The organism is Streptomyces sp. NPDC021012, from assembly GCF_044333355.1.
In the GTDB taxonomy this organism is placed as follows: Bacteria; Actinomycetota; Actinomycetes; order Streptomycetales; family Streptomycetaceae; genus Streptomyces.
Genome location: NZ_JBIRQU010000013.1, coordinates 102,984 through 124,454 on the forward strand (window position 1 = coordinate 102,984; position 21,471 = coordinate 124,454).

A 21,471-nucleotide genomic window follows, 5' to 3' on the forward strand; every position below is an offset into this window, starting at 1 on the left:
AAAGACCATGCTGATCGTCGGCGGGGGGCTCGGCGGGCTCTCCACCGGCTGCTACGCCCAGATGAACGGCTATCGCAGCCGGGTGCTGGAGATGCACGAGATCCCGGGCGGCTCCTGCACGGCCTGGGACCGGGGCGACTTCACCCTCGACTGCTGCGTGAGCTGGCTGCTCGGCAGCGGGCCGGGCAACGAGATGCACCAGATCTGGCTGGAGCTCGGCGCGCTCCAGGGCAAGCGGATGCGCAACTTCGACGTGTTCAACACGGTGCGCGGCCGGGACGGCCGGGCGGTCCACTTCTACTCCGACCCGGACCGCCTCGAAGCGCACCTGCTCGCCCTCTCCCCCGGCGACGCCCGGGTGATCCGCGACTTCTGCGCCGGACTGCGGACCTTCCGCAAGGCGCTGGCCCGCTACCCCTTCCTCACCCCGGTCGGGCTCATGGGCCGCCTGGAGCGCTGGCGGATGCTGGCGTCCTTCGTCCCCTACTTCAACGTGATCCGGCGCTCCATCGGCACGCTGATGCGGGACTACTCGGAGCGCTTCCGGGACCCGCTGCTGCGCGAGGCGTTCAACTTCATCCTGTACGAGAAGCATCCCAACTTCCCCGTGCTGCCGTTCTACTTCCAGCTCGCGGCGCACGCCGACGCCTCGGCCGGTGTCCCCGAGGGCGGCTCGCTGGGCCTGGCCCGCTCGGTCGAGGAGCGCTACCGGGGGCTCGGCGGCGAGGTCACGTACAACGCCAGGGCCGTGGAGATCCTGGTGGAGAACGACCGGGCGGCCGGGGTCCGGCTGAGCGACGGCACGGAGCTGCGGGCGGACATCGTGGTCTCCGCCTGCGACGGGCGCACCACGCTCCTCGACCTGCTGAAGGGCCGCTACCTCACCGACACGTACAGGGAGTTGTACACCCGGACCATCACGGAACCCGGCATGGTCTTCCCCGGCTACCTGACGGTCTTCCTGGGGCTGCGCCGGCCCTTCCCGGACGGCGAGCCCTGCACCACGTACCTCCTGGAGGACGCGGTCGCGGAACGGCTCACCGGCATCCGGCACCCCAGCGTCAACGTGCAGTTCCGCAGCCGCCACTACCCGGAGCTGTCGCCGCCGGGCACCTCCGTGGTGTACGCCACGTACTTCTGCGACATCGCGCCGTGGCGGGAGCTGAGCACCGGTCCGGAGCGGTCCACCCGGAACCGCCGGGGCGAGGAGCTGCACACGCTGCCGGTCGGGCGCGGACGCGAGTACCAGCGGGCCAAGCGGCGGGTGCGGGACACGATCGTGGACTTCCTCGACGAGCGGCACCCCGGGCTGCGGGACGCGATCGTGGTGCGGGACGTGTCCACCCCGCTCACCCAGGTCCGCTACACCGGCAACTACGACGGCACGGTGCTCGGCTGGCAGCCGTTCGTGGACAGCGGCGAGACCGTGGAGAAGGAGGTCAAGCGGCACGGCCCGGGGCTGCCGGGGCTCGCGGACTTCTATCTGTCCGGCGTCTGGGCCACCACCGGCGGCCTGATCCGGGCCGCGGCCTCGGGACGGCACGTCATGCACTTCGTCTGCCGCGACGACGGACGGTCGTTCACCGCCTCCGTCGACGACAGCGCCCCTCTCCCCGTCCAACTCATCGAACCCGCAGGAGCGACCCCGTGAAGATCGAGAAGTGGATCGTCAGCGAGCACAACGACGGCGTGCCGGACGTGGACCGGATGTACGTGAAGGTGGTGGAGGAGCTCGACACCGACCTGGCCGAGGACGAGATGCTGCTGCGCACGCGGTACGTCTCCGTCGACCCGTACCTCCAGGGGATCGCCCTGGACACCCCGGTGGGCGACCACATGGGCGCCGACTCGATCATGGAGGTGCTGGCGGCCGGACCGCGGGCGATGTTCGGCGTCGGGGACCTCGTGCAGGGCTTCGGCGGCTGGCGCACCCACCTGGTCAGCAACGGCGCCGAGGCGCTGTGGCAGACCGGCACGTTCCCGATGGTCTTCCCCGCGTACCGGAAGCTGGACCCGGCCCACTACGACGAGGCGCTGCCGCTGAGCACTGCGCTCGGCATCCTCGGCGGCGCCGGGATGACCGCGTGGGGCACCCTCACCACCTTCCTGGCCGTACGGCCAGGCGACACGGTCCTGATCAGCGGCGCGTCCGGCGCGATCGGCACGCTGGTCGGGCAGCTGGCGAAGCGGGCGGGCGCGCGGGTGGTGGGCACGACCGGTTCGCCGGAGAAGGCGGCCCGGCTGACGGCGCTCGGCTTCGACGCCGTCGTCGTCTTCCGGCACGGCGGGGACCCGGCGCAGCTCCGCGAGGACCTGGCGAAGGCGGCTCCCGGCGGCGTGGACCGGTACTTCGACAACCTCGGCGGGGTCATGACCGACACCGTCTTCACGATGCTCACCGTGGACAGCCGGGTCGCGGTGTGCTGGCAGTGGTCGAGCCAGGTCGGCGGCGAGTGGACCGGACCCCGGCTGCTGCCGTACATCATGTTCCCGCGCACGACGATCCGCGGGATCTTCGCGCTGGAGTGGTTCACCGAGGACAACTGGGCGGCACTGCACGCCGAGCTGGGGCCGCTGGTGCGCGCCGGCGAGATCCGCTACCAGCAGACCGTGCACCGCGGCTTCGACTCCATCCCCGCCGCCTACCGCAGCCTGTACACCGACCGCGCTGCGTCCTTCGGCAAGGTGCTGGTCGAGCTGTGAGGCGCGGCCACACCCGGGCGCTCACGGAGGGCCCGAGCCCGGCCGACGCGCACGAGCCGGTCCTGCCGTACCCCGACGGCTGGTTCTCGGTGGCGTTCTCCTCGGAGGTGGTGCGGGGCGCGCTGCTGACCCGGCCGCTCCAGGGCGAGGACGTGGTGCTCTACCGGCTCCGCGACGGCGGGGTGCGGGCGGTCCGCCCGTACTGCCCGCACCTGGGGGCGCACCTCGGGCTCGGCGCGCTGGAGGGCGACGAGCTGCTGTGCCCCTTCCACCGCTTCGCCTTCGGCCCGGACGGCGCCTGCACGCGGACGGGGTACGGCACGCCCCCGCCGCCGTCCTCGGACCTGACCCTGCTGCCGGTGCGCGAGGTCGACGGCGCCGTCTTCGTGTGGCGGCACCACGACGGGCGGGCGCCGGACTGGGAGCTCACGCCCTGGCACACGCTCGGGACTCGGGCGCCGCGGCTGGCTGCGTGGGAGATGGCGGGGCACAGCCAGGACGTGGTCGAGAACACGGTGGACATCGGGCACTTCACGCCGCTGCACGGCTGGGGCGCGTCGGAAGTGGCCGAGCCGGCGGTCTTCGAGGGGCGGTCCTTCCGGATCTCGGTGCGCTCCGAGGAACGGGTGCCGCTGCTGGGCGCGAGTCCGCTGGAGGTGACGCTGGAGGGCAACGGGATCAGCCGGGTGCACGTGTGCACGGCGCTCCCCCGGTTCGGGGTGCGCACCTGTGCCGTATACACGACCACGATGATCGCGCCCGCGGCTTTCCAGCTGCGCCAGACGAGCCGCTTCGAGGTGGCCGAGCCGGCCTCCCTCCCGGCCCCACTGGCCCGCTGGGTGAGCGGCTCGGCACACTGGCTGCTGGCGGGTGTGATGTTCCGGGGCAACTGCGCTTTCGTGTCCCAGGACTTCCCGGTCTGGTCGACGAAGCGGTACGTGTCCCCGCCCCGGCTGGCCCGCGGCGACGGCCCGATCGGTCCGTTCCGCCACTGGGCCCGGCAGTTCTATCCGCCGGACCGGCTGCGGGCGCACGTGCCGTCGTCGGTGGTGCGGAGAGCGGCGGGGGAAGCGGAGAGCAGGATGACGTAGTCCGGCTGCTCCCAGAAGCGGGGGCTTCGCCGGACGGGAGGACGGGGCGTTCGGGGGTGGCGGCGAGGTGTCAGGCGCTCCGCCGCGCCTGCTGCTCGGCGTGGAGCTCGCGCGCGTTGCCGAGGGTGCCGTCGTCGGTGTGGGCGCACAGGGTGGCGTCGGAGCGTGGACCACCGTGTGGGGCCCGTCCGTCGGCGACCCGCATACGGTGGTGCGCCGTGCGGTCGTCGCGGGTGTCGGCAGGCGCCGAGGTCCTGCCGGACGCCCCGCTCGCCCATGGCGCCCGGCTCCTCGCCGTTGTCCACCACCTGGCCTTCAAGGTGTGGCCCTGTGCGAGACCTGCCGGCCGCCGGTGCAGACGCTGGACGAGACCCACCGGGCCGCCGTGCACCGGGTGGCGCCGCCGGTGACGGTCGGGGAGAGGAGCGCCATGTGGCCGGCCGAGGCGCTCGCCCAGTCGACCGCGATCCGGTACGTGCCGCAGACCGTGGCCGCGGTGGTGCCGGGAGTGAGAGCCGAGGGCCCTCCGGCCGTCACGGGGGCGAGGCTGAACGCGGCGGTGCCGCCGGCGGGCAGGCCGCTGGCCGTGGGGTTCACCGTCTGGCCGTACATGGCCGCTGTCAGCGTCACCGACATGCCCCCGGCGTCCCGCTGTTCCTGCCCGTCCACGGGTATCGCAAGCCCGAAAGGCAGATGACACAGGGCGAGCAGTACGACGAGTTGGAGCTCGCCGCCCACGCCTACGGCCACCCCCTGCCCGACGCCTTCGTCGCCGCCGTGCAGCGTGATGGCCGGCACTGCACTGCCGCAGGCACGGCCGGACGCCGGGATCACCCTCTCCATCAGCGCCGAGGAGGGCCTGGTCGCCTCCCCCGGGGGCGAGAAGCACTCCCGCGGACACGCTGTCCTCCGCGTTCTCGTACGTGGTCTTCGTGGCGCGTGAACGGTTCAGCACTCGATGATGTTCACCGCGAGACCGCCGCGCGCGGTCTCCTTGTACTTGACGCTCATGTCGGCGCCGGTCTCCTTCATGGTCTTGATGACCTTGTCGAGGGAGACCAGGTGGCTGCCGTCGCCGCGCATCGACATCTTCGCCGCCGTGACGGCCTTGACCGCCGCCATGCCGTTGCGCTCGATGCACGGGATCTGGACCAGGCCGCCGACCGGGTCGCAGGTCAGGCCCAGGTTGTGCTCCATGCCGATCTCGGCCGCGTTCTCCACCTGCTCCGGGGAGCCGCCGAGGACCTCGGCGAGGGCGCCCGCCGCCATCGAGCAGGCCGAGCCGACCTCGCCCTGGCAGCCGACCTCGGCGCCGGAGATCGAGGCGTTCTCCTTGAACAGCATGCCGACCGCGCCGGCCGCGAGCAGGAAGCGGACGATGCCGTCCTCGTCGGCGCCCGGGACGAAGTTCATGTAGTAGTGCAGGACGGCGGGGATGATGCCGGCCGCGCCGTTCGTCGGGGCGGTGACCACCCGGCCGCCCGCCGCGTTCTCCTCGTTCACCGCCATCGCGTAGAGGGTGATCCACTCCATCGCGTGCGCGGCCGGGTCGCCCTCGGAGCGCAGCTTGCGGGCGGAGGTCGCGGCGCGGCGGCGGACCTTCAGGCCGCCGGGCAGGATGCCCTCGCGGGACATGCCGCGCAGGACGCAGGCCTGCATGACCCGCCAGATCTCCAGCAGACCCGCGCGGATCTCCTCCTCGGTGCGCCAGGCCTTCTCGTTCTCCAGCATCAGCGAGGAGATCGACAGGTCGGTCTCCCTGGTGAGGACTAAGACCGTCATGCCGTCTTCAGGCGGCGGGCGAACATCCGGGCCGCCCTCATGGGGCCCACCGTGTGGGAGCTCGAAGGACCGATGCCGATCGAGAACAGGTCGAAGACCGAGATGGCCATGGAAGGACTCCTTGTGGGGCTGGACGATCCGACCTTGCTTATAGTTGCGCCATGAGCAACCACTCGGCATATGGCGAAACGCAGGCTCCCGCAGTGAACGGGGTGCAGTCCGTCGACCGTGCCGTCAGTGTCCTGGAGATCCTCGCCCAGCGCGGTGAGGCGGGCGTCAGCGAGGTGGCCGTCGAGATCGACGTCCACAAGTCGACCGCGTTCCGCCTGCTCGGTGCGCTGGAGGCGCGCGGTCTGGTGGAGCAGGCGGCCGAGCGGGGCAAGTACCGGCTGGGCTTCGGGATCGTCCGCCTGGCGGGGGCGGTCACGGGCCGTCTCGACATCACACAGCAGGGCCGGCCGGTGTGCGAGCGGCTCAGCGAGGAGATCGGCGAGACCGTCAACATCGCCGTCCTGCAGGAGCATTACGCGGTCAACCTCTACCAGGTACGCGGCCCGGGCGCGGTCGGTACGCACAACTGGGTCGGGCAGCTCACCCCGGTGCATGCGACGTCCAGCGGCAAGATCCTGCTCGCCCATCTGCCGGCGAAGGAGCGCGCCGGCGTGCTCGCGGCATCCGGGTTGAAGAAGCTGACGCCGCACACCCTGACCGCCAGGACCAAGCTGGAGAAGAACCTCGCCGAGGCGCGGGAGCGCGGGTACGCGGTGACGCTGGAGGAATTCGAGATCGGACTGCATGCCGTCGCGGCCCCGATCCGTTCCCACCAGGGCGAGACCCTCGCCGCCCTCAGCGCCTCCGGCCCCGCGTACCGCTTCACCGAGGAGCGCATCCACGAGCTCGCGCCCCTGCTGGTCCGGGGCGCCGAGGAGATCAGCCACCGGATGGGCCACGTGGGCTGAGTCTCCCCCGGTCCCCATGGAGGCGTGCGCGATCCCCGGTGCGGCGGCGCGGAGTGCCGCCGCACCGCGCCGTTCACCCGTATTCCACGGCCGCGTCAAGGAGCCAGTCCGTCAGGTAGCCGGCGAAGGAGGAGCGCACGAGCACCCAGAACCCCGCCCTGGGCTCGTCCCGGGCCACCAGGACGACCTGGGTGCGGCCCAGCGTCGTCTGGGCCGAACGACCGGGGCCGAAGACGCGCGGGTGCAGGTCCAGCCGGCAGCCGTGGGACAGCAGGTCGCGGGCGCGCGGGCCGCCGACCAGGAGGGTGGTGCGCTGGGCGGAGACGTCGGTGACGGAGACGTGCTCGTCCCCGGCCGCCGAGCGGATCCTGCTCTCCAGGTCCCGCTGGGTGCCGGGCGGGCCCACCACCAGCCATTCGTCGGGGCCGAGCCACACCGCGCCCAGCTCCCCCACGCGTACGACGGTGTCGGGTTCCAGGGGCAGTGGGAGTCCCAGGGCGAGTCCGACGGCATCCGCCGCCGGGCTCTTGGCGTCGAGGCGGACGTTGATCTGTGCCAGGAAGGGGACTTCGGCCAGGCGGACCGCGCCGCCGGAGGAGCGCGTCGCGGCGGCCAGGCGGTCGGCGGCATGCGCCAGCGGGCTGCGCTGCCGTGCGGTCGGAGCGGTGTCAGCCATCGCGGCGGGCTCCCTCGGGGTCGTAGAGGACGGGGCTTGCGACGGTCACCGGCAGCAGCCGGTCGCCGACGGGTGCGTAGAGGCGTTCGCCGATGCGGTCCCGGCCGCCCTTGATCAGGGCGAGCGCGAAGGTCCGGCCGAGCGCCGCGCTGCGGTAGCTGGAGGTGACGTGCCCGAGCATCGGGACGGGCGGGGCGGGCAGTTCGCCGTCGGCGACCAGGTGGGTGCCCTCGGGGAGGAGGGCGGCCGGGTCCTCGGGGAGGAGGCCGACGAGGTGCTTGCGGTCGGGGCGGACGGTGTCGGCGCGGGCGTAGGAGCGCTTGCCGATGAAGTCGGGCTTCTTCTTGGACACAGCCCAGCTCATGCCGAGGTCCTGCGGGGTGACCGTGCCGTCGGTGTCCTGGCCGATGATCGGGTACCCCTTCTCCGCGCGCAGGACGTGCATGGTCTCCGTCCCGTACGGAGTGATGCCGTGCGGGGCGCCCGCCTCGTACAGCGCCTCCCACAGGGCGAGGGCCTCCCACGGTGACACGTTGATCTCATAGGCGAGTTCGCCGGAGAAGCTGATCCGGCACACCCTTGCCTCGATGCCCGCGACCGTCGTCTCCCGCCACGCCATGAACGGGAAGTCGTCGTTGGCGACCGCCAGTCGGGGTGCGAGCGAGCCGAGCACCTCGCGGGAACGCGGGCCGACCAGGGCGACGGTGGCCCACTGCTCGGTGACGGAGGTGCAGTGGACGCGGAGTTCGGGCCACTCGGTCTGCAGCCACTCCTCCATCCAGTCCAGTACGGCGGCCGCGTTGCCCGTGGTGGTGGTGACCAGGAAGCGGTCCTGGGCGACGCGGATGACCGTGCCGTCGTCGAAGATCATGCCGTCCAGGCGGCTCATGACGCCGTAGCGGATCATGCCGACCTTCAGGGTGCTCATCATGTTGGTGTAGAGCCGGTCGAGGAAGATCGCGGCGTCCGGGCCCTGCACGTCGATCTTGCCGAGGGTGGAGGCGTCCATGAAGGCCACGCCCTCGCGGGCGGCGCGGCACTCGCGCAGCACGGCCGCGTCCATGTCCTCGCCGTCCTGCGGGTAGTACCAGGGTCGCTTCCACTGGCCGACGTTCTCGAACAGGGCGCCGTGCGCGACGTGCCACGCGTGGACGGCGGTCGTGCGGATCGGGTCGGACAGCGCGCCGCGGTCGCGGCCGGCGAGGGTGGCGAAGGAGACGGGGGTGTACGGCGGCCGGAACGTGGGCAGGCCGAGCGCCGAGACGTCCACGCCGAGGAGTTCGGCGACGATCCCGCTCGTCAGGACCCCGCCCGTCTTCCCCTGGTCGTTGGCGGTGCCGGCCGTGGTGTAGCGCTTGGTGTGCTCCACCGAGCGCAGGCCCGCCCCGGTCGCCCGTGCCAGGTCGTCGACCGTGACATCGCGCTGGAGGTCGACGAACCGGGGGGCTCCGGTGCCGGTGGGGACGGCGAACACCCGCATGGGCGGGGTGTGCGGCTGGGCGGCGACGGCCGGGAGGGCCGGCGCCTCGGCGGTGTAGCCCTCCGCCTCGACCGCGCGGGCGCCGGCCGCCGCGCCCTGCGCGAGGGTCGTGGCGAGATCGAAGGCCCCGTTCGCGCTGCCCGCGACGTCCACCGCCTGACGGCAGCTGTCGGGCACGAACGTGCCGAGTACCTCGTCGTGGCGGAGCTTGCCGCCCGCCTGGCTGAACAGGTGCGCGACCGGGTTCCAGCCGCCGGAGACCAGGAGCAGGTCGACGGCGAACTCCCGTCGTCCCACGGACTCCCCGTACGGGGCGACCGTCACGGCGGTGAGGCGGGCCCCGCCCTCCGTGCCCGTGACCGCGTGTCCGGCCAGCACCTCGATCCCGGCGGACCGGGCACGCTCGGCCCACTCCCCCGGCTCGGGCCGGGTGTCGACGATCGCCGCGATGTCCGCTCCCGCCGCCGACAGATCGAGGGCGGCGGCGTAGGCGCTGTCGTTGGTGGTGAACACGACCGCGTGCCGACCGGGCAGAACGGCGTAGCGGTGGAGGTACGTCCGGGCCGAGGCGGCCAGCATCACACCGGGTCGGTCGTTGTCTCCGAACGCCAGTGAGCGCTCGTGGGCGCCGGTCGCGAGGACCACGCGCCGGGCGCGGATCCGCCAGACGCGCTCGCGGGAGACGTGCTCCGGGGCCTCGGCGCCGAGGTGGTTGGTGCGGTGCTCGACGGCGAGGAGGTGGTTGTCGTCGTAGTGGCCGAAGACGGTGGTGCGCCGCAGGACGCGTACCTCCGGGGCGGCTTCGAGTCGTGCGCGGGTCGCCTCCACCCAGTCGAGGTGTTCGCCGGTGCCGAGCAGGCTGCCGCCGGGTTCCGGCTGGTCGTCGGCGAGGATGACGCGTGCGCCGCTCCTCGCGGCCGCCGCGGCGGCCGCGAGGCCGGCGGGGCCCGCGCCGACGACCAGCAGGTCGCAGTGGGCGTGTACGGCGTCGTAGCGGGCGGGATCGGGTTCGGTGGCGAGGCGTCCCTGGCCCGGGAGGCTGCTCGCGACCAGGCCGTCGTAGAGCTCGACGGTGGTGGCGGGGAGCATGGGCTCGGGGAAGGGGGCCTCGATCTGGACGACCGCGTTGGGTTCCTCCACGCCGGCCGAGAAGATGCCGCGGGGGCGGCCCAGCTTGATGCTGGTGGCGGCCTGGACGACGCCGTTGGCGAGGAGGGCGGAGGCGAGGGTGTCGCCCCGGAACCCTTCGTACCGGATGCCGTCGAAGGTGAAGGCGAGGGGGGTGTCGCGGTCGATCCGGCCGCCGGTGGGGGCGCGGAAGGGATGGTCGCCCCCGGCACTCCTCCCCCTGCCGCCCTCCGGGGACGCCGCCCCTTCGACCCCGCCAGGGGGCTCCGCCCCCTGGGCCCCCGTCGGCCCTGAACGGGCCTCGTCCTCGGTCGCCGGACGGGCTGGCGATTCCGGACGCGGCTGTGAGGTGACCGGACGGGGCTGTGAGGTGACCGGACGCGGTTCCACCGTCTCCGGGCGCGACTCCCCCGCCTTGTAGACGGCCAGGATCTCGTTCGTCGCCGTGTCGCGCACCGCGTTGAACCACCTGCGGCAGCCCGCCGCGTGGCTCCACCGCTCGGCGAACGGGCCCTTGGGGTTGTCGCGGAAGAACAGGTACCGCGCCCACTCCTCGTCGGTGAGGGCGGCGGGGTCCTCGGGGTAGGGCACGTGCGCCTGGCCGCCGTAGTGGAACTCGGCCTCGTCGCGGGGCCCGCACCAAGGGCAGGGGATGAGCAGCATGGTCGGCTCCCTAGTGGGCCACCGCGGCCGCGCCGTGCTCGTCGACGAGCGCGCCGGTGGTGAAACGGTCGAGCGAGAAGGGGGCGTTCAGGGGGTGGGGGGCGTCGTGGGCGATGGTGTGGGCGTAGACCCAGCCGACGCCCGGGGTGGCTTTGAAACCGCCCGTGCCCCACCCGCAGTTGAGATAGAGGTTGTCGACCGGGCTGAGGCCGACGATCGGCGAGGCGTCGGGGCTGACGTCGACGATGCCGCCCCAGGTGCGCAGCACGTGGGCGCGGGCGAAGACCGGGAAGAGTTCCAGGGCGGCGGACATCTGCTCTTCGATGATGTGGAAGGCGCCGCGCTGGGTGTAGGAGTTGTACGCGTCGATGCCGGCGCCCATCACCAGCTCGCCCTTGTGCGCCTGGCTCACGTACACGTGGACGGCGTTGGACATGACCACCGTGGGGTGGACCGGCTCCAGGAGTTCGGAGACCAGTGCCTGCAACGGATGGCTCTGGAGCGGGAGTTCGATGCCGGCCATGGCGGCGAGGACCGAGGTGTGGCCGGCGGAGCACAGGGCCACCTTGCCCGCGCCGATGGGACCGCGCGTGGTCTGGACGCCGACCACCCGGCCGCCGACCACGTCCAGGCCGGTGACCTCGCAGTTCTGGATGATGTCGATGCCGGCGGCGTCCGCGGAGCGGGCGAGGCCCCAGGCCACGTAGTCGTGCTTGGCGATGCCGGCGCGCGGCTGGTAGGTGCCGCCGAGGACCGGGTAGCGCACGTCCGGGGAGGTGTTGACGATCGGGCAGACTTCCTTGACCTGCTCCGCGTCCAGCCACTCGGCGTCCACGCCGTTGAGCCGGTTCGCCTCCACCCGGCGCACGCTGTCGCGGACGTCCTGCAGGCTGTGGGCGAGGTTCAGCACGCCGCGCTGGGAGAAGAGGATCGGGTAGTCCAGCTCCTCCTCGAGGCCTTCCCACAGTTTGAGCGCGTGCTCGTAGATGCCGGCGCTCTCGTCCCACAGGTAGTTGGAGCGGATGATCGTGGTGTTGCGGGCCATGTTGCCGCCGCCCAGCCAGCCCTTCTCCAGGACCGCGACGTCGGTGATGCCGTGGTTCTTCGCCAGGTAGTGGGCGGTGGCCAGGCCGTGTCCGCCGCCGCCCACGATCACCACGTCGTACGAGCGCTTGGGCTCGGGATCGCGCCAGAGCCAGTCGGGGTGGTCGGGGAGGTCGGCGCCTGGGGTGCTGGGGCTCATCGGGCGTCTCCGTCTTCCGAAAGGTGCGGGTAGAGCGGGTACTTGGCCGCGAGCGTCTCGGTGCGGGCGCGCAGGGCGGCCGTGTCCGGTTCGGGTTGGAGGGCCAGTGCGATCACGTCGGCGACTTCGGCGAAGTCCTCCTCCGTGAAGCCCCGGGTGGCCAGGGCCGGCGTTCCGATGCGCAGGCCGGAGGTGACCATGGGCGGGCGCGGGTCGAAGGGGACGGCGTTGCGGTTGACGGTGATGCCGATCGCGTGCAGCAGGTCCTCGGCCCGCTTTCCGTCGAGTTCGGAGTCCCGCAGGTCGACGAGGACGAGGTGGACGTCCGTGCCGCCCGTCAGGACCTTCACTCCGGCCGCGGCCGCGTCGGGCCGGGTGAGGCGCTCGGCGAGGAGGCGGGCACCGGCCAGCGTACGGGCCTGGCGTTCGGCGAACCCGGGCGACGCCGCCACCTTGAAGGAGACCGCCTTCGCGGCGATGACGTGTTCCAGCGGGCCGCCCTGCATGCCGGGGAACACCGCCGAGTTGATCTTCTTGGCGAGGTCGGCGTCGTCGGTGAGGATGACTCCGCCGCGGGGACCGCCGAGCGTCTTGTGCGTCGTGGTGGTGACCACGTGCGCGTGCGGGACGGGGCTGGGGTGCAGTCCGGCGGCGACCAGGCCCGCGAAGTGCGCCATGTCGACCATGAGGAGGGCGCCGACCTCGTCGGCGATCCGCCGGAAGGCCGCGAAGTCCAGCTTCCTGGGGTACGCCGACCAGCCCGCGATGATCATCTTGGGCCGGTGTTCCTTGGCGAGCCGCTCGACCTCCTCCATGTCGACGAGGTGGTCGGTCTCGGAGACGTGGTACGGCACGACATCGAGCATCCTGCCGCTGTAGTTGACGCGCATGCCGTGGGTGAGGTGGCCGCCGTGCGCGAGGTCGAGGCCGAGGACGGTGTCGCCGGGCTGGAGGAGGGCGAAGAAGACGGCGGTGTTCGCCTGTGCGCCCGAGTGCGGCTGGACGTTGGCGAAGCGGGCCCCGAAGAGGGACTTGACGCGCTCGATGGCCAGGCGCTCGGTGACGTCCACGTGTTCGCAGCCGCCGTAGTAGCGGCGGCCGGGGTAGCCCTCGGCGTACTTGTTGGTCGCGACCGATCCCTGGGCCTCCATCACGGCGGACGGCGCGAAGTTCTCGGAGGCGATCATCTCGAGGGTGGACTGCTGGCGGTGCAGCTCTGCGCGGAGGGCCTCGTGGACCTCGGGGTCCAGCTCGGCCAGGGAGGTGTTCAGCACGTTCATACGGTGTTCGCGTTCCTCTCGGCGGCCTCGACGACGTTGGCGAGCAGCATGGCCCTCGTCATGGGTCCCACGCCTCCGTCAGCCACGGAGGCGGGACATGGTCGGGTCGAACAGCGGCTCCTCGGCGACGACCGCCTCGACGCGCCGGTCGAAGTAGCCGATGTGCAGGGTGGTGCCGGGGGTGGTGAGTTCCGTGGGGAGCCAGGCGTAGGCGATGCCCTTGCCGATCGTGTGGCCGTAGGCGGCGCTGGTGACGTAGCCGACCGCGCGGTCGCCGTCGTAGACCGGTTCCTTGCCCAGGACGACCGACCGCGGGTCGTCGATGGTGAGGCAGGTCAGCTTGCGCCGTACGTCTTCCCTGCGGCGCTCCAGGGCCGCCTTGCCGATGAAGTCGCCCTTGTCGTGCTTGACGGCGAAGCCGACGCCGGCCTCGTAGGGGTCGTGCTCGTAGGTCATGTCGGTGCCGAAGGAGCGGTAGCCCTTCTCCAGGCGGAGGCTGTTGAAGGCGCCGCGGCCGGCGATGACGCCGCCGAGCGGCTGGGCCGCCCGCCACAGGGTGTCCCACAGCTTCAGGCCCTGGTCGGCGGTGGTGTAGAGCTCCCAGCCGAGCTCGCCGACGTACGACAGTCGCATCGCGGTGACGGGCACCGAGCCGATGTAGGCGCGCTTGGCGCGGAAGTACTTCAGGCCGTCGCCCGAGAAGTCCTCGTCCGTCAGCGGCTGCAGGACCTTGCGGGCCAGGGGGCCCCACAGGCCGACGCAGCAGGTGCCGGCGGTGATGTCGCGGACCTGGACCGTGCCGTCGGCGGGAAGGTGGCGGGTGAGCCAGTCGAGGTCCAGGTTGCCGTTGGCGCCGACCTGGAAGAGGTCGCGGGCCAGCCGGGCGACGGTGACGTCGCTGCGGATGCCGCCGTCGTGGTCCAGGAGCAGGGTGTACGTCACCGAGCCGACCGACTTGGCGACCTTGCCGGTGGTCAGTCCCTCCAGGAAGTCCGCGGCACCCGGGCCGGTGACCTCGAGTCGCTTGAGGGCCGTCATGTCGTACATCGCGACGGTCTCGCGGGTGGCCTGTGCCTCGGCGCCGACGATGGGCGACCAGAACCGCGCGGCCCAGTCGTTCGGGGTGGGGATGTTGCGGCCTTCGACCAGCCCCGCGTTGGCCTCGTACCACTGGGGGCGTTCCCAGCCGCTCGCCTCCAGGAAGAACGCGCCGTGCTCCTGCTGGCGGGTGTGGAAGGGGCTCGTGCGGATCGGGCGCGGGTCCCCCGACGGCTGGAGGGGGTGGATGATGTCGTAGACCTCGACGAAGTTCCGGCAGTCGCGGGCCAGGACGTACTCCGGGGACAGCTGGTGCGGCTCGAAGCGGTTGACGTCGCACTCGTGCAGGTCGAAGGACGAGCAGTGGCCGTCGACGAGCCATTCGGCCATGGCGCGGCCCACGCCCGCGGAGTGGGTGACCCACACCGCCTCCGCCACCCAGAAGCCCTTGACGTCCTGGGACTCGCCGAGGAGCGGGAAGTTGTCGGTGGTGAAGGAGAACAGGCCGTTGATGCCCTCCTCGACCTTGGCCTCCGCCGTCGCGGGGAGCAGCGACCGGGTCTCGGTCCAGGCGTCCTCGAAGTCCTCCTCGGTGAAATCGAGGACCGAGGGCATGGTGGCGGCCTCGTCGACGGAGAGGATGTCGTCGGCCGAGACGGGCATCGGGCGGTGGCCGTAGGAGCCGATGCCGATGCCGTCGAAGCGGTCGCGGTAGTAGAGGTCGGCGTCCTGGTGGCGCAGGATCGGTCGTACCGCCTCCTCCGTCTGGCCGGCGAGCGCCGGGACCGGTCCGGTCCAGGCGAGCTGGTGGGCGAGCGGGGTCAGCGGGAGGTTCATGCCGACCATGCGGGCGATCTTCGGGCCCCAGATGCCGGCGCAGCACACCACGATGTCGGCGGCGATCTCGCCCTGGTCGGTGAGGACACCGGTCACCCGGCCCTCGCTCTGCCGGATGTCGAGGACTTCGTGGCGGGCCAGGAAGGTGACGCCGCGTTCGGTGGCCCGGCGGATCTGCGCCTCGACGGCGAGGACGGCCTTGGCGATCCCGTCCGTCGGGATCAGGAGTCCGCCGAGGACCCTGTCCCGGTTCACCAGCGGATGCCGCTCGACGCACTCGTCGGCGCTCAGCATGCGGGCCTCGATGCCCCAGGCGGTGATCCAGCCGTGGCGGCGGTGCAGTTCCGCGAGGCGTTCGGGGGTGGTCGCCACTTCGAGGCCGCCGACCTGCAGGAAGCAGGGCTTGCCGTCGACGTCGAGGGAGCAGAACTTCTCGACGGTGTAGCGGGCCAGCTCGGTCATGGTCTTGGAGGAGTTCGTCTGGAAGACCAGGCCGGGGGCGTGTGACGTGGAGCCCCCGGTCGCGGGGAGCGGACCCTGGTCGACCACGGTCACTTCGGTCCAGCCGCGCGCGGAGATCTCGTCCGCGAGCGCCGCTCCCACGACACCCGCTCCGATGATCACCACTCGGGGTCCCGCCATCGCCGCACCTCCTGATTCAAAACCAGTCAAGTTGCTTGCTGCGCAACATGGTTCAGGTTGCGCAACTCAATGTGCCGCTCGCGGAGAGGGGTGTCAAGGGGTCGGCGACGCCGGCGAACAGCCCGGAACGCGGCAATGCCCGGAGGGCGGCGCACACAGGTGCGCACCGCCCGCCGGGCATCTCGGAACGTCTTCTCGACGTGGGCTACTTGAGCCAGGCGTCGACCTTGTCGCGGTTGGCCTCCACCCACTTCTTCGCCGCCGCCTCGGGCGACATCTTGTCCACCGCGATGTACTTGGCCACGGTGTTCTGGTCGTCGTTCGTCCACGTGAAGTTCTTCACCAGGCGGTAGGCCGGGCTGCCGGACTTCGCGAACTTCGCGCTGACGACCTTGTCGAGGTCGTACACGGGGTAGTCGCAGGCGATCTTCGCCGCGTCGGCGTCACAGCCCGTCGTGTACGCGGGCAGGTTCACCTTGACCAACGGCACCTCGGACAGGAACCACTGCGGCTCGTAGAAGTAGCCGATCACCCATTCCCTGTTCTTCTCGGCCTTCCGGAAGGACTGGATGAGCGCGGTCTCGCTGCCCGCGTACACCACCTTGAAGTCCAGTTTCAGGTTCGTCACCAGCGCCGCGTCGTTGGTGACGTACGAGGGGTCGCCGTCAAGGAGCTGGCCCTTGCCGCCCGACTCGGAGGTCCTGAACTCGGACGCGTACTTGTTCAGGTTCTTCCAGTCGGTGATGTCCGGGTGCGCCTTGGCCAGCCACGGCGGCACGTACCAGCCGATGATGCCCTTGTTGCCGGTCGAGCCGGCGCTCACGGCGGTCTTCTGCTGGGTGATGTACTTCTTCTTCAGATCGTCGTGGCCCCAGTTCTCCAGGACGGTGTCGACCTCGCCCGTCCCGAAGCCCTGCCAGGCGATCTCCTCCTTCAGGTCCTTCTTCTTGACCGTGCAACCGAGGTCCTTCTGCGCGACGTACGCGACGACCGCCGCGTCCGCCTCGTAGCCCACCCACGGGTTGACCGCGAGGTTGAAGGTGCCGCACTTGCCCGGGCTGCCCGAACCCGCGGAGTCGGCGCCGACCTTCGCACCGCCGCAGGCGGTGAGGGTCAGCCCGAGGACGGTCACGACGGCCGCGCCGGCCGTGCCGATTCCCCACTGTCGTACCTGTGCTGCCATGCTGGTGCTCCTTACGCACTCGCGCGTCGCGCCGCCGCCTGGGTGATCCGGTCGAACATGACTCCGAGAAGGACGATGGCGAGTCCCGCCGCGAGCCCCTTCCCGTACAGCTGGCCCTGCGAGAATCCGGCCACGACGTCGTAGCCGAGGGCGCCCGCCCCCACCAGGCCGCCCACGACGACCATCGACAGCACGTAGATCAGGCCCTGGTTGGTGGCGAGCGTCAGGGCGCCGCGTGACATCGGCAGTTGGACCTTGGTGATGATCTGCCAGGTGTTGCACCCGGCGGACACGGCCGCCTCGACGGTGGTCCCGGGCACGGCCCGCACCCCGTCCGCGATGATCTTGATGGCGACCGGCACCGCGTAGACGACCGCGGCGACGATGGCCGTGAAGCGGGTCGCGCCGAACAGCGCCAGGAACGGCACGAGGTAGACGAACGGCGGCATGACCTGCGCCGCGTCCAGGGAGGGCCGCAGCAGCCGGTCCACGAGCATGCTGCGCCCCATCCACACCCCGAGGACGATGCCGAGCAGCATGACCAGCACCGTCGCCACGAGGGTCGACGCCAGCGTCGTCATGGCGTCCGACCACAGGCCGGTGCCGACCAGCAGACCCACGCACACGGCCGTGGTGACCCCGGCCCGCCAACCGCCGAGCACGGCGCCGAGTGCGATCAGCACCGCGCCGACGAGCCACCACGGGGAGTCGGTGAGCAGCGTCTGGAGCGGATTGAGCAGGCCGCTGGTGATGCCGTCGCGGAAGGCGTTGGTGAGGCCCGAGAGGTTGTCCTGCACCCAGGTCGTCACGGTGTCCGCCGCGCGCGCGACGGAACCGCCGATACCGCCGTCGCCGGGGAAATCCGCCGCCCATACATAGGTGTGCGACAGGTAAACGAGGACCGCGGTGGCCGCCGCTCCCGCGCCGAGCAGCGGCCTGCGCCACGCGAGGAGGCGGTTCTTCGAACGCCGGGCCGCCTCCTCGCGGGCGCCGGCCGCCGTGGTGACCCGGTCGAGGACGATCGCCATGACGACGATGGCGAGTCCCGCGTTGAAGGCCGTTCCCACGTCGAGCGACTGGAGGGCCTGGATGACGGTCTTGCCGAGGCCGGGCGCGTCGATCAGCGCGGCGATGGTCACCATGGCCAGGGCAGCCATGATCGACTGGTTGACGCCCATCACCACGGTCCGCTTGGACATGGGCAGCAGGACCTTCAGCAGGGTCTGGCCTCGTGTCGCGCCCAGCGATGCGGCGGCCTCGACGGTGGTCTCGGGGACGGAGCGGATGGCATGCGCGGTGATGCGGATCGCGGGCGGTGCCGCGTAGATCACGGTGGCGATCGTGGCGGAGGCCCCGCCGATGAGGAAGAACAGGGTCAGCGGGGCCAGGTAGACGAAGGTCGGCATCGTCTGCATGAAGTCCAGGAAGGGCGTCACGATCCGGTTGAACCGGTCGGACAGCCCCGCCCCCACGCCCAGCGGGATCGCGAACAGCAGCGCCACGAAGACCGCGGAGAGGGTGAGCGACAGAGTGTCCATGCTCTCCTGCCACAGCCCTTGCAGCCCCAGGAAGGTGAAGCCCGCCACGGCCAGGAGGGCGACCCGCCAGTTGCCCACGGCCCAGGAGACGTAGCCCGCGATGCCGACGACGCCGAGCCATCCGATCTGCGGGACGGGGCGGCCGGCGGGGGGCTGTGAGATCAGGTGCTGGACGAAGGTCACCAGGTTGTCGATGACCAGGCGGATCTCGTTGAAGAAGTAGAGGAAGAGCGGGTTGGAGTTGCGGTCCGCGCCGATCGAGTCGTTGACGTCGTTGAACCACCGGTGCAGGTCGGTGAGGTCCGCCGCCGCCAGGGTCAGGGTCTGCTTTCCGCGGAGGACCACGAAGAGCAGCAGCCAGGCGGCCAGGATCGCGGCCACCAGCGCCCGCCGGCCGACCCTGCGCCCGCCGGCCAGGGGGGCGGACTTCTCCAGGGCGACGGCCATCACGCGCCGCCTTCCCGCCCGGCGACCACCGCGAGGATCTCCTCGTCGCCGACGATGCCGAGCAGCTTGCCGTCCTCCACGACCTTGACCGGCCTGTCGGCCGCCAGTACCGCCCGGGTGGCCTCCTTCACCACGACGTCCGGGCCCAGTTCGGGACCGTCCAGGGCGTCATGGGGCCCCACCGGGCGCATGATCCACCGCAGGGTGAGCACGTCGCCGCGCGGCACGTCCTTGACGAACTCGCGGACGTAGTCGTCGGCCGGGGCGCCCACCAGCTCGTCGCCGGTGCCGCACTGGACCGTCCTGCCGTCGCGCATGATCAGGATGCGGTCGCCCAGCTTGAGCGCCTCGGAGAGGTCGTGGGTGATGAAGACCATCGTCTTGCCGACCTCGCGGTGCAGCCGGATGACCTCGTTCTGCATGTCGCGGCGGATCAGCGGGTCGAGTGCCGAGAAGGGCTCGTCGAAGAAGAGCACGTCGGGGTCGCCGGCCAGCGCCCGGGCGAGGCCGACGCGCTGCTGCATGCCGCCCGAGAGCTGGTCGGGGTAGGAGTTCTCGTAACCTGCGAGACCGACCAGTTCGACGACCTCCAGGGCCCGCGCGGTGCGCTCGGCCCTGCTCATGCCGCGGATCTCCAGACCGAAGGCCACGTTGTCCACCACCCGGCGGTGGGGCAGCAGCCCGAAGTGCTGGAAGACCATGGAGAACTTGCGGCGCCGCAGATCGCGCAGGCGCCTGCCGTCCGCCTCGCGGATGTCCTCGCCCTCGAAGACGAGCTCACCGGCGGTGGGTTCGATCAGTCGGGTCAGACATCGCACCAGCGTGGACTTGCCCGAGCCGGACAGGCCCATGACGACGAACACCTCGCCCTTGCGGACGTCGAAGTCGACGTCGCGGACGGCGGCGGTGCACCCGGTGCGGTCCATGAGCTCGCGGCGGGTGAGGCCGCGCAGCTCCTCGGAGTCCGGTACCTGGTCGGCCTTCGGCCCGAACACCTTCCACAGCCGGCGCACGGATATGACCGGAGTGCCGTACGAATCCTGGTGCGCGCCGTGCCGCTGCGACACCTCGGTCTGCGTTGGGGTCATGGTCGACCTCTCTTCGGCATTCAGCCGCGGAACCAGTGTTGCGGCCGGGGTTGGATGTTCTGCCAGACGTGTTTGGGCTCTCGGTACTCGTTCAGGCCGGTCGGTCCCAGCTCCCGGCCCACGCCCGAGTGCCCGAAGCCACCCCATTCCGCTTGCGGCACGTAGGGGTGGTAGTCGTTGATCCACACCGTGCCGTGGCGCAGCCGCCGGGCGACCCGCTGGGCCTTGCCTGCGTCCTGCGTCCACACGGCTCCGGCGAGTCCGTACTCGGTGTCGTTGGCGATGCGTACGGCGTCGTCCTCGTCGGTGAAGCGCTCGACGGTGAGCACGGGTCCGAAGGACTCCTCGTGCACGACGCGCATGTCCTGCCGGCACTCGTCGAGGACGGTCGGCGGGTAGTAGAAGCCTCCTCCGAGGGCCGGATCGCCGGGCCGTTCACCGCCGCAGCGCAGTACGGCGCCCTCGGCGAGGCCTGCCGCGACGTACGCCTCGACCTTCTCCCGGTGCCGCGCGGAGATCAGCGCTCCGGTCTCGGCCTCGGGGTCGAAGGGCCCGCCGAGGCGGATCCGCCGGGCGCGGCGGACGACCTCGTCGACGAACCGGTCGTGCAGCGAGTCCTCGACGATCAGCCGGGCGCCGGCCGAGCAGACCTGCCCGGAATGCAGGAAGACGGCCGTGAGAGCGAAGTCCACGGCCGTCTCGAAGTCGGCGTCGGCGAAGACCACGTTGGGGTTCTTGCCGCCGAGCTCCAGCGCCACCTTCTTCACGGTCGCCGCGGCGGCGGCCATGATCCGCTTGCCGGTCTCCAGGCCGCCCGTGAAGGAGACCATGTCGACGGCGGGGTCCTCGGAGAGCGGGGCGCCCGCCTCGGGGCCGGCACCCAGGACGAGGTTGGCGGCGCCGGCCGGGAGCCCGGCCTCCTCCAGCGCCTTCATCAGCAGGATCGAGGTGGAGGGGGTGAGTTCACTGGGCTTGAGGACGATCGTGTTGCCGGCGAGGAGCGCCGGGGCGACCTTCCAGCTCGCCTGAAGCAGCGGGTAGTTCCAGGGGGTGATCAGCCCGCACACGCCGATCGGCTCGTAGACGACGCGACTCATGGCGTCGTCGCGGCCGGTGTCGATCACACGCCCGGCGTCGATGCCGCCGATCCCGCCGTAGTAGCGGAAGCAGGAGACGACGTCAGCGATGTCGTACTCGCTCTCCACCAGCCGCTTGCCGGTGTCCAGCGACTCGGCGCGGGCGAACTCCTTGGCGTCGCGCTCGATGAGGTCGGCGGTGCGCAGCAGCAGTGCGCCGCGCTCCCGCTCGGAGGTGCGCGGCCAGGGGCCCTCGTCGAAGGCCCGGCGGGCCGCGGCGATCGCCGCCTCGGTGTCGGGGCGCGTCCCTTCCGAGACGGTCGCGGTGAGCGAGCCGTCAGCGGGACAGCGGATCTCCCGGCACCCACCGGCCACCGGGTCCCGCCATTCCCCACCCACATACAGATCTGCCACGCGCCAAGCCCTTCAGCCGAAATGCGTTGCGCATCATGCATTCAATTGCTTGTGGTGGAACACCTTGGCGAACCTGCAGACCTGCGTCAAGAGGTCGGCGCATGACGATTTCGCCGGGCCGGTACTTGCGCAACCACCCTTGACCGCAAGGGGAGTCGAGCCGACCATGTTGCGCATCGCTCACCATGTTGTGCATGACGCAC

16 protein-coding genes and 1 pseudogene are annotated in these 21,471 nt (G+C 71.3%); 4 read left to right on the plus strand and 13 right to left on the minus strand.

What is annotated here, in order from left to right:
- Positions 1-7: 7 nt before the first annotated feature.
- Genes ACH4TP_RS32700 through ACH4TP_RS32710 form a run of 3 tightly spaced genes read left to right on the plus strand, consistent with a single transcriptional unit; the run spans position 8 to position 3,794 of the window.
- Complete coding sequence (locus ACH4TP_RS32700; RefSeq protein WP_389233789.1) at positions 8-1,651, plus strand: phytoene desaturase family protein; 1,644 nt, start codon at positions 8-10, stop codon at positions 1,649-1,651.
- Entirely contained in the window at positions 1,648-2,703 is a 1,056-nt protein-coding gene (locus ACH4TP_RS32705; protein ID WP_398182852.1) for an MDR family NADP-dependent oxidoreductase, read from the plus strand. The genes ACH4TP_RS32700 and ACH4TP_RS32705 overlap by 4 nt, the downstream gene beginning before the upstream one ends.
- Entirely contained in the window at positions 2,700-3,794 is a 1,095-nt protein-coding gene (locus ACH4TP_RS32710) for a Rieske 2Fe-2S domain-containing protein (protein ID WP_398439972.1), read from the plus strand. The genes ACH4TP_RS32705 and ACH4TP_RS32710 overlap by 4 nt, the downstream gene beginning before the upstream one ends.
- Positions 3,795-3,864: 70 nt before the next feature.
- On the opposite strand, the gene ACH4TP_RS32715 is transcribed toward ACH4TP_RS32710, so the two are convergent.
- The 4 genes and pseudogenes from ACH4TP_RS32715 to ACH4TP_RS32730 form a co-directional block, all read right to left on the minus strand.
- Complete coding sequence (locus tag ACH4TP_RS32715) at positions 3,865-3,999, minus strand: hypothetical protein (RefSeq protein ID WP_398439974.1); 135 nt, start codon at positions 3,997-3,999, stop codon at positions 3,865-3,867.
- A gap of 110 nt (positions 4,000-4,109) precedes the next feature.
- A complete protein-coding gene (locus tag ACH4TP_RS32720) occupies positions 4,110-4,637 on the minus strand; it encodes a hypothetical protein (RefSeq protein WP_398439975.1) in 528 nt (175 codons plus the stop codon).
- Positions 4,638-4,742: 105 nt separating this feature from the next.
- A pseudogene (locus ACH4TP_RS32725) lies at positions 4,743-5,567 on the minus strand (L-serine ammonia-lyase); the annotation flags it as partial.
- A gap of 5 nt (positions 5,568-5,572) precedes the next feature.
- A complete protein-coding gene (locus tag ACH4TP_RS32730) occupies positions 5,573-5,686 on the minus strand; it encodes a serine dehydratase beta chain (RefSeq protein WP_398439976.1) in 114 nt (37 codons plus the stop codon).
- A 51-nt stretch (positions 5,687-5,737) separates the two neighbouring features.
- Between ACH4TP_RS32730 and ACH4TP_RS32735 the strand changes: the two genes are divergently transcribed.
- Positions 5,738-6,535 carry an IclR family transcriptional regulator gene (locus ACH4TP_RS32735; RefSeq protein ID WP_398182864.1) on the plus strand — a complete coding sequence of 266 codons (798 nt, stop codon included), beginning with the start codon at positions 5,738-5,740 and terminating at the stop codon, positions 6,533-6,535.
- A 73-nt stretch (positions 6,536-6,608) separates the two neighbouring features.
- Here ACH4TP_RS32735 and ACH4TP_RS32740 read toward each other — a convergent pair whose 3' ends face one another.
- The 9 genes from ACH4TP_RS32740 to ACH4TP_RS32780 form a co-directional block, all read right to left on the minus strand.
- Positions 6,609-7,211 (minus strand): sarcosine oxidase subunit gamma, encoded by a 603-nt coding sequence (locus tag ACH4TP_RS32740; protein WP_398439977.1) that lies wholly within the window; start codon positions 7,209-7,211, stop codon positions 6,609-6,611.
- On the minus strand, positions 7,204-10,482 hold the full coding sequence (locus ACH4TP_RS32745; protein ID WP_398439978.1) for a sarcosine oxidase subunit delta family protein: 3,279 nt from the start codon (positions 10,480-10,482) through the stop codon (positions 7,204-7,206). The genes ACH4TP_RS32740 and ACH4TP_RS32745 overlap by 8 nt, the downstream gene beginning before the upstream one ends.
- A gap of 10 nt (positions 10,483-10,492) precedes the next feature.
- Positions 10,493-11,725, minus strand: coding sequence for a sarcosine oxidase subunit beta family protein (locus ACH4TP_RS32750; protein ID WP_389233511.1), 1,233 nt, complete (start codon positions 11,723-11,725; stop codon positions 10,493-10,495).
- On the minus strand, positions 11,722-13,005 hold the full coding sequence (gene glyA, locus ACH4TP_RS32755; protein WP_398439979.1) for a serine hydroxymethyltransferase: 1,284 nt from the start codon (positions 13,003-13,005) through the stop codon (positions 11,722-11,724). The genes ACH4TP_RS32750 and glyA overlap by 4 nt, the downstream gene beginning before the upstream one ends.
- Positions 13,006-13,083: 78 nt before the next feature.
- The gene (locus ACH4TP_RS32760; RefSeq protein WP_398439981.1) at positions 13,084-15,522 is read right to left on the minus strand and encodes an FAD-dependent oxidoreductase; all 2,439 of its coding nucleotides are present in this window, start codon (positions 15,520-15,522) and stop codon (positions 13,084-13,086) included.
- A 205-nt stretch (positions 15,523-15,727) separates the two neighbouring features.
- On the minus strand, positions 15,728-16,705 hold the full coding sequence (locus tag ACH4TP_RS32765; RefSeq protein WP_398439982.1) for an ABC transporter substrate-binding protein: 978 nt from the start codon (positions 16,703-16,705) through the stop codon (positions 15,728-15,730).
- A gap of 11 nt (positions 16,706-16,716) precedes the next feature.
- Positions 16,717-18,690: an ABC transporter permease gene (locus ACH4TP_RS32770; protein WP_398439983.1), complete on the minus strand. Its 1,974-nt coding sequence runs from the start codon at positions 18,688-18,690 to the stop codon at positions 16,717-16,719.
- The gene (locus tag ACH4TP_RS32775; protein ID WP_398182880.1) at positions 18,690-19,778 is read right to left on the minus strand and encodes a glycine betaine/L-proline ABC transporter ATP-binding protein; all 1,089 of its coding nucleotides are present in this window, start codon (positions 19,776-19,778) and stop codon (positions 18,690-18,692) included. Before ACH4TP_RS32775 ends, ACH4TP_RS32770 begins: the two co-directional genes overlap by 1 nt.
- 20 nt (positions 19,779-19,798) lie before the next feature.
- Positions 19,799-21,268: an aldehyde dehydrogenase family protein gene (locus ACH4TP_RS32780; RefSeq protein ID WP_398182883.1), complete on the minus strand. Its 1,470-nt coding sequence runs from the start codon at positions 21,266-21,268 to the stop codon at positions 19,799-19,801.
- Positions 21,269-21,471 lie beyond the last annotated feature (203 nt).

What these genes read in the sequence shown, in the direction of transcription:
- ACH4TP_RS32735 (WP_398182864.1), top strand. Translation starts at nt 5,738, where the DNA reads ATGAGCAACCACTCGGCATATGGCGAAACGCAGGCTCCCGCAGTGAAC.
- ACH4TP_RS32740 (WP_398439977.1), bottom strand. Translation starts at nt 7,211, where the DNA reads ATGGCTGACACCGCTCCGACCGCACGGCAGCGCAGCCCGCTGGCGCAT.
- ACH4TP_RS32700 (WP_389233789.1), top strand. Translation starts at nt 8, where the DNA reads ATGCTGATCGTCGGCGGGGGGCTCGGCGGGCTCTCCACCGGCTGCTAC.
- ACH4TP_RS32720 (WP_398439975.1), bottom strand. Translation starts at nt 4,637, where the DNA reads ATGGAGAGGGTGATCCCGGCGTCCGGCCGTGCCTGCGGCAGTGCAGTG.
- ACH4TP_RS32760 (WP_398439981.1), bottom strand. Translation starts at nt 15,522, where the DNA reads ATGGCGGGACCCCGAGTGGTGATCATCGGAGCGGGTGTCGTGGGAGCG.
- ACH4TP_RS32730 (WP_398439976.1), bottom strand. Translation starts at nt 5,686, where the DNA reads ATGGCCATCTCGGTCTTCGACCTGTTCTCGATCGGCATCGGTCCTTCG.
- ACH4TP_RS32745 (WP_398439978.1), bottom strand. Translation starts at nt 10,482, where the DNA reads ATGCTGCTCATCCCCTGCCCTTGGTGCGGGCCCCGCGACGAGGCCGAG.
- ACH4TP_RS32715 (WP_398439974.1), bottom strand. Translation starts at nt 3,999, where the DNA reads ATGCGGGTCGCCGACGGACGGGCCCCACACGGTGGTCCACGCTCCGAC.
- glyA (WP_398439979.1), bottom strand. Translation starts at nt 13,005, where the DNA reads ATGAACGTGCTGAACACCTCCCTGGCCGAGCTGGACCCCGAGGTCCAC.
- ACH4TP_RS32770 (WP_398439983.1), bottom strand. Translation starts at nt 18,690, where the DNA reads ATGGCCGTCGCCCTGGAGAAGTCCGCCCCCCTGGCCGGCGGGCGCAGG.
- ACH4TP_RS32750 (WP_389233511.1), bottom strand. Translation starts at nt 11,725, where the DNA reads ATGAGCCCCAGCACCCCAGGCGCCGACCTCCCCGACCACCCCGACTGG.
- ACH4TP_RS32775 (WP_398182880.1), bottom strand. Translation starts at nt 19,778, where the DNA reads ATGACCCCAACGCAGACCGAGGTGTCGCAGCGGCACGGCGCGCACCAG.
- ACH4TP_RS32765 (WP_398439982.1), bottom strand. Translation starts at nt 16,705, where the DNA reads ATGGCAGCACAGGTACGACAGTGGGGAATCGGCACGGCCGGCGCGGCC.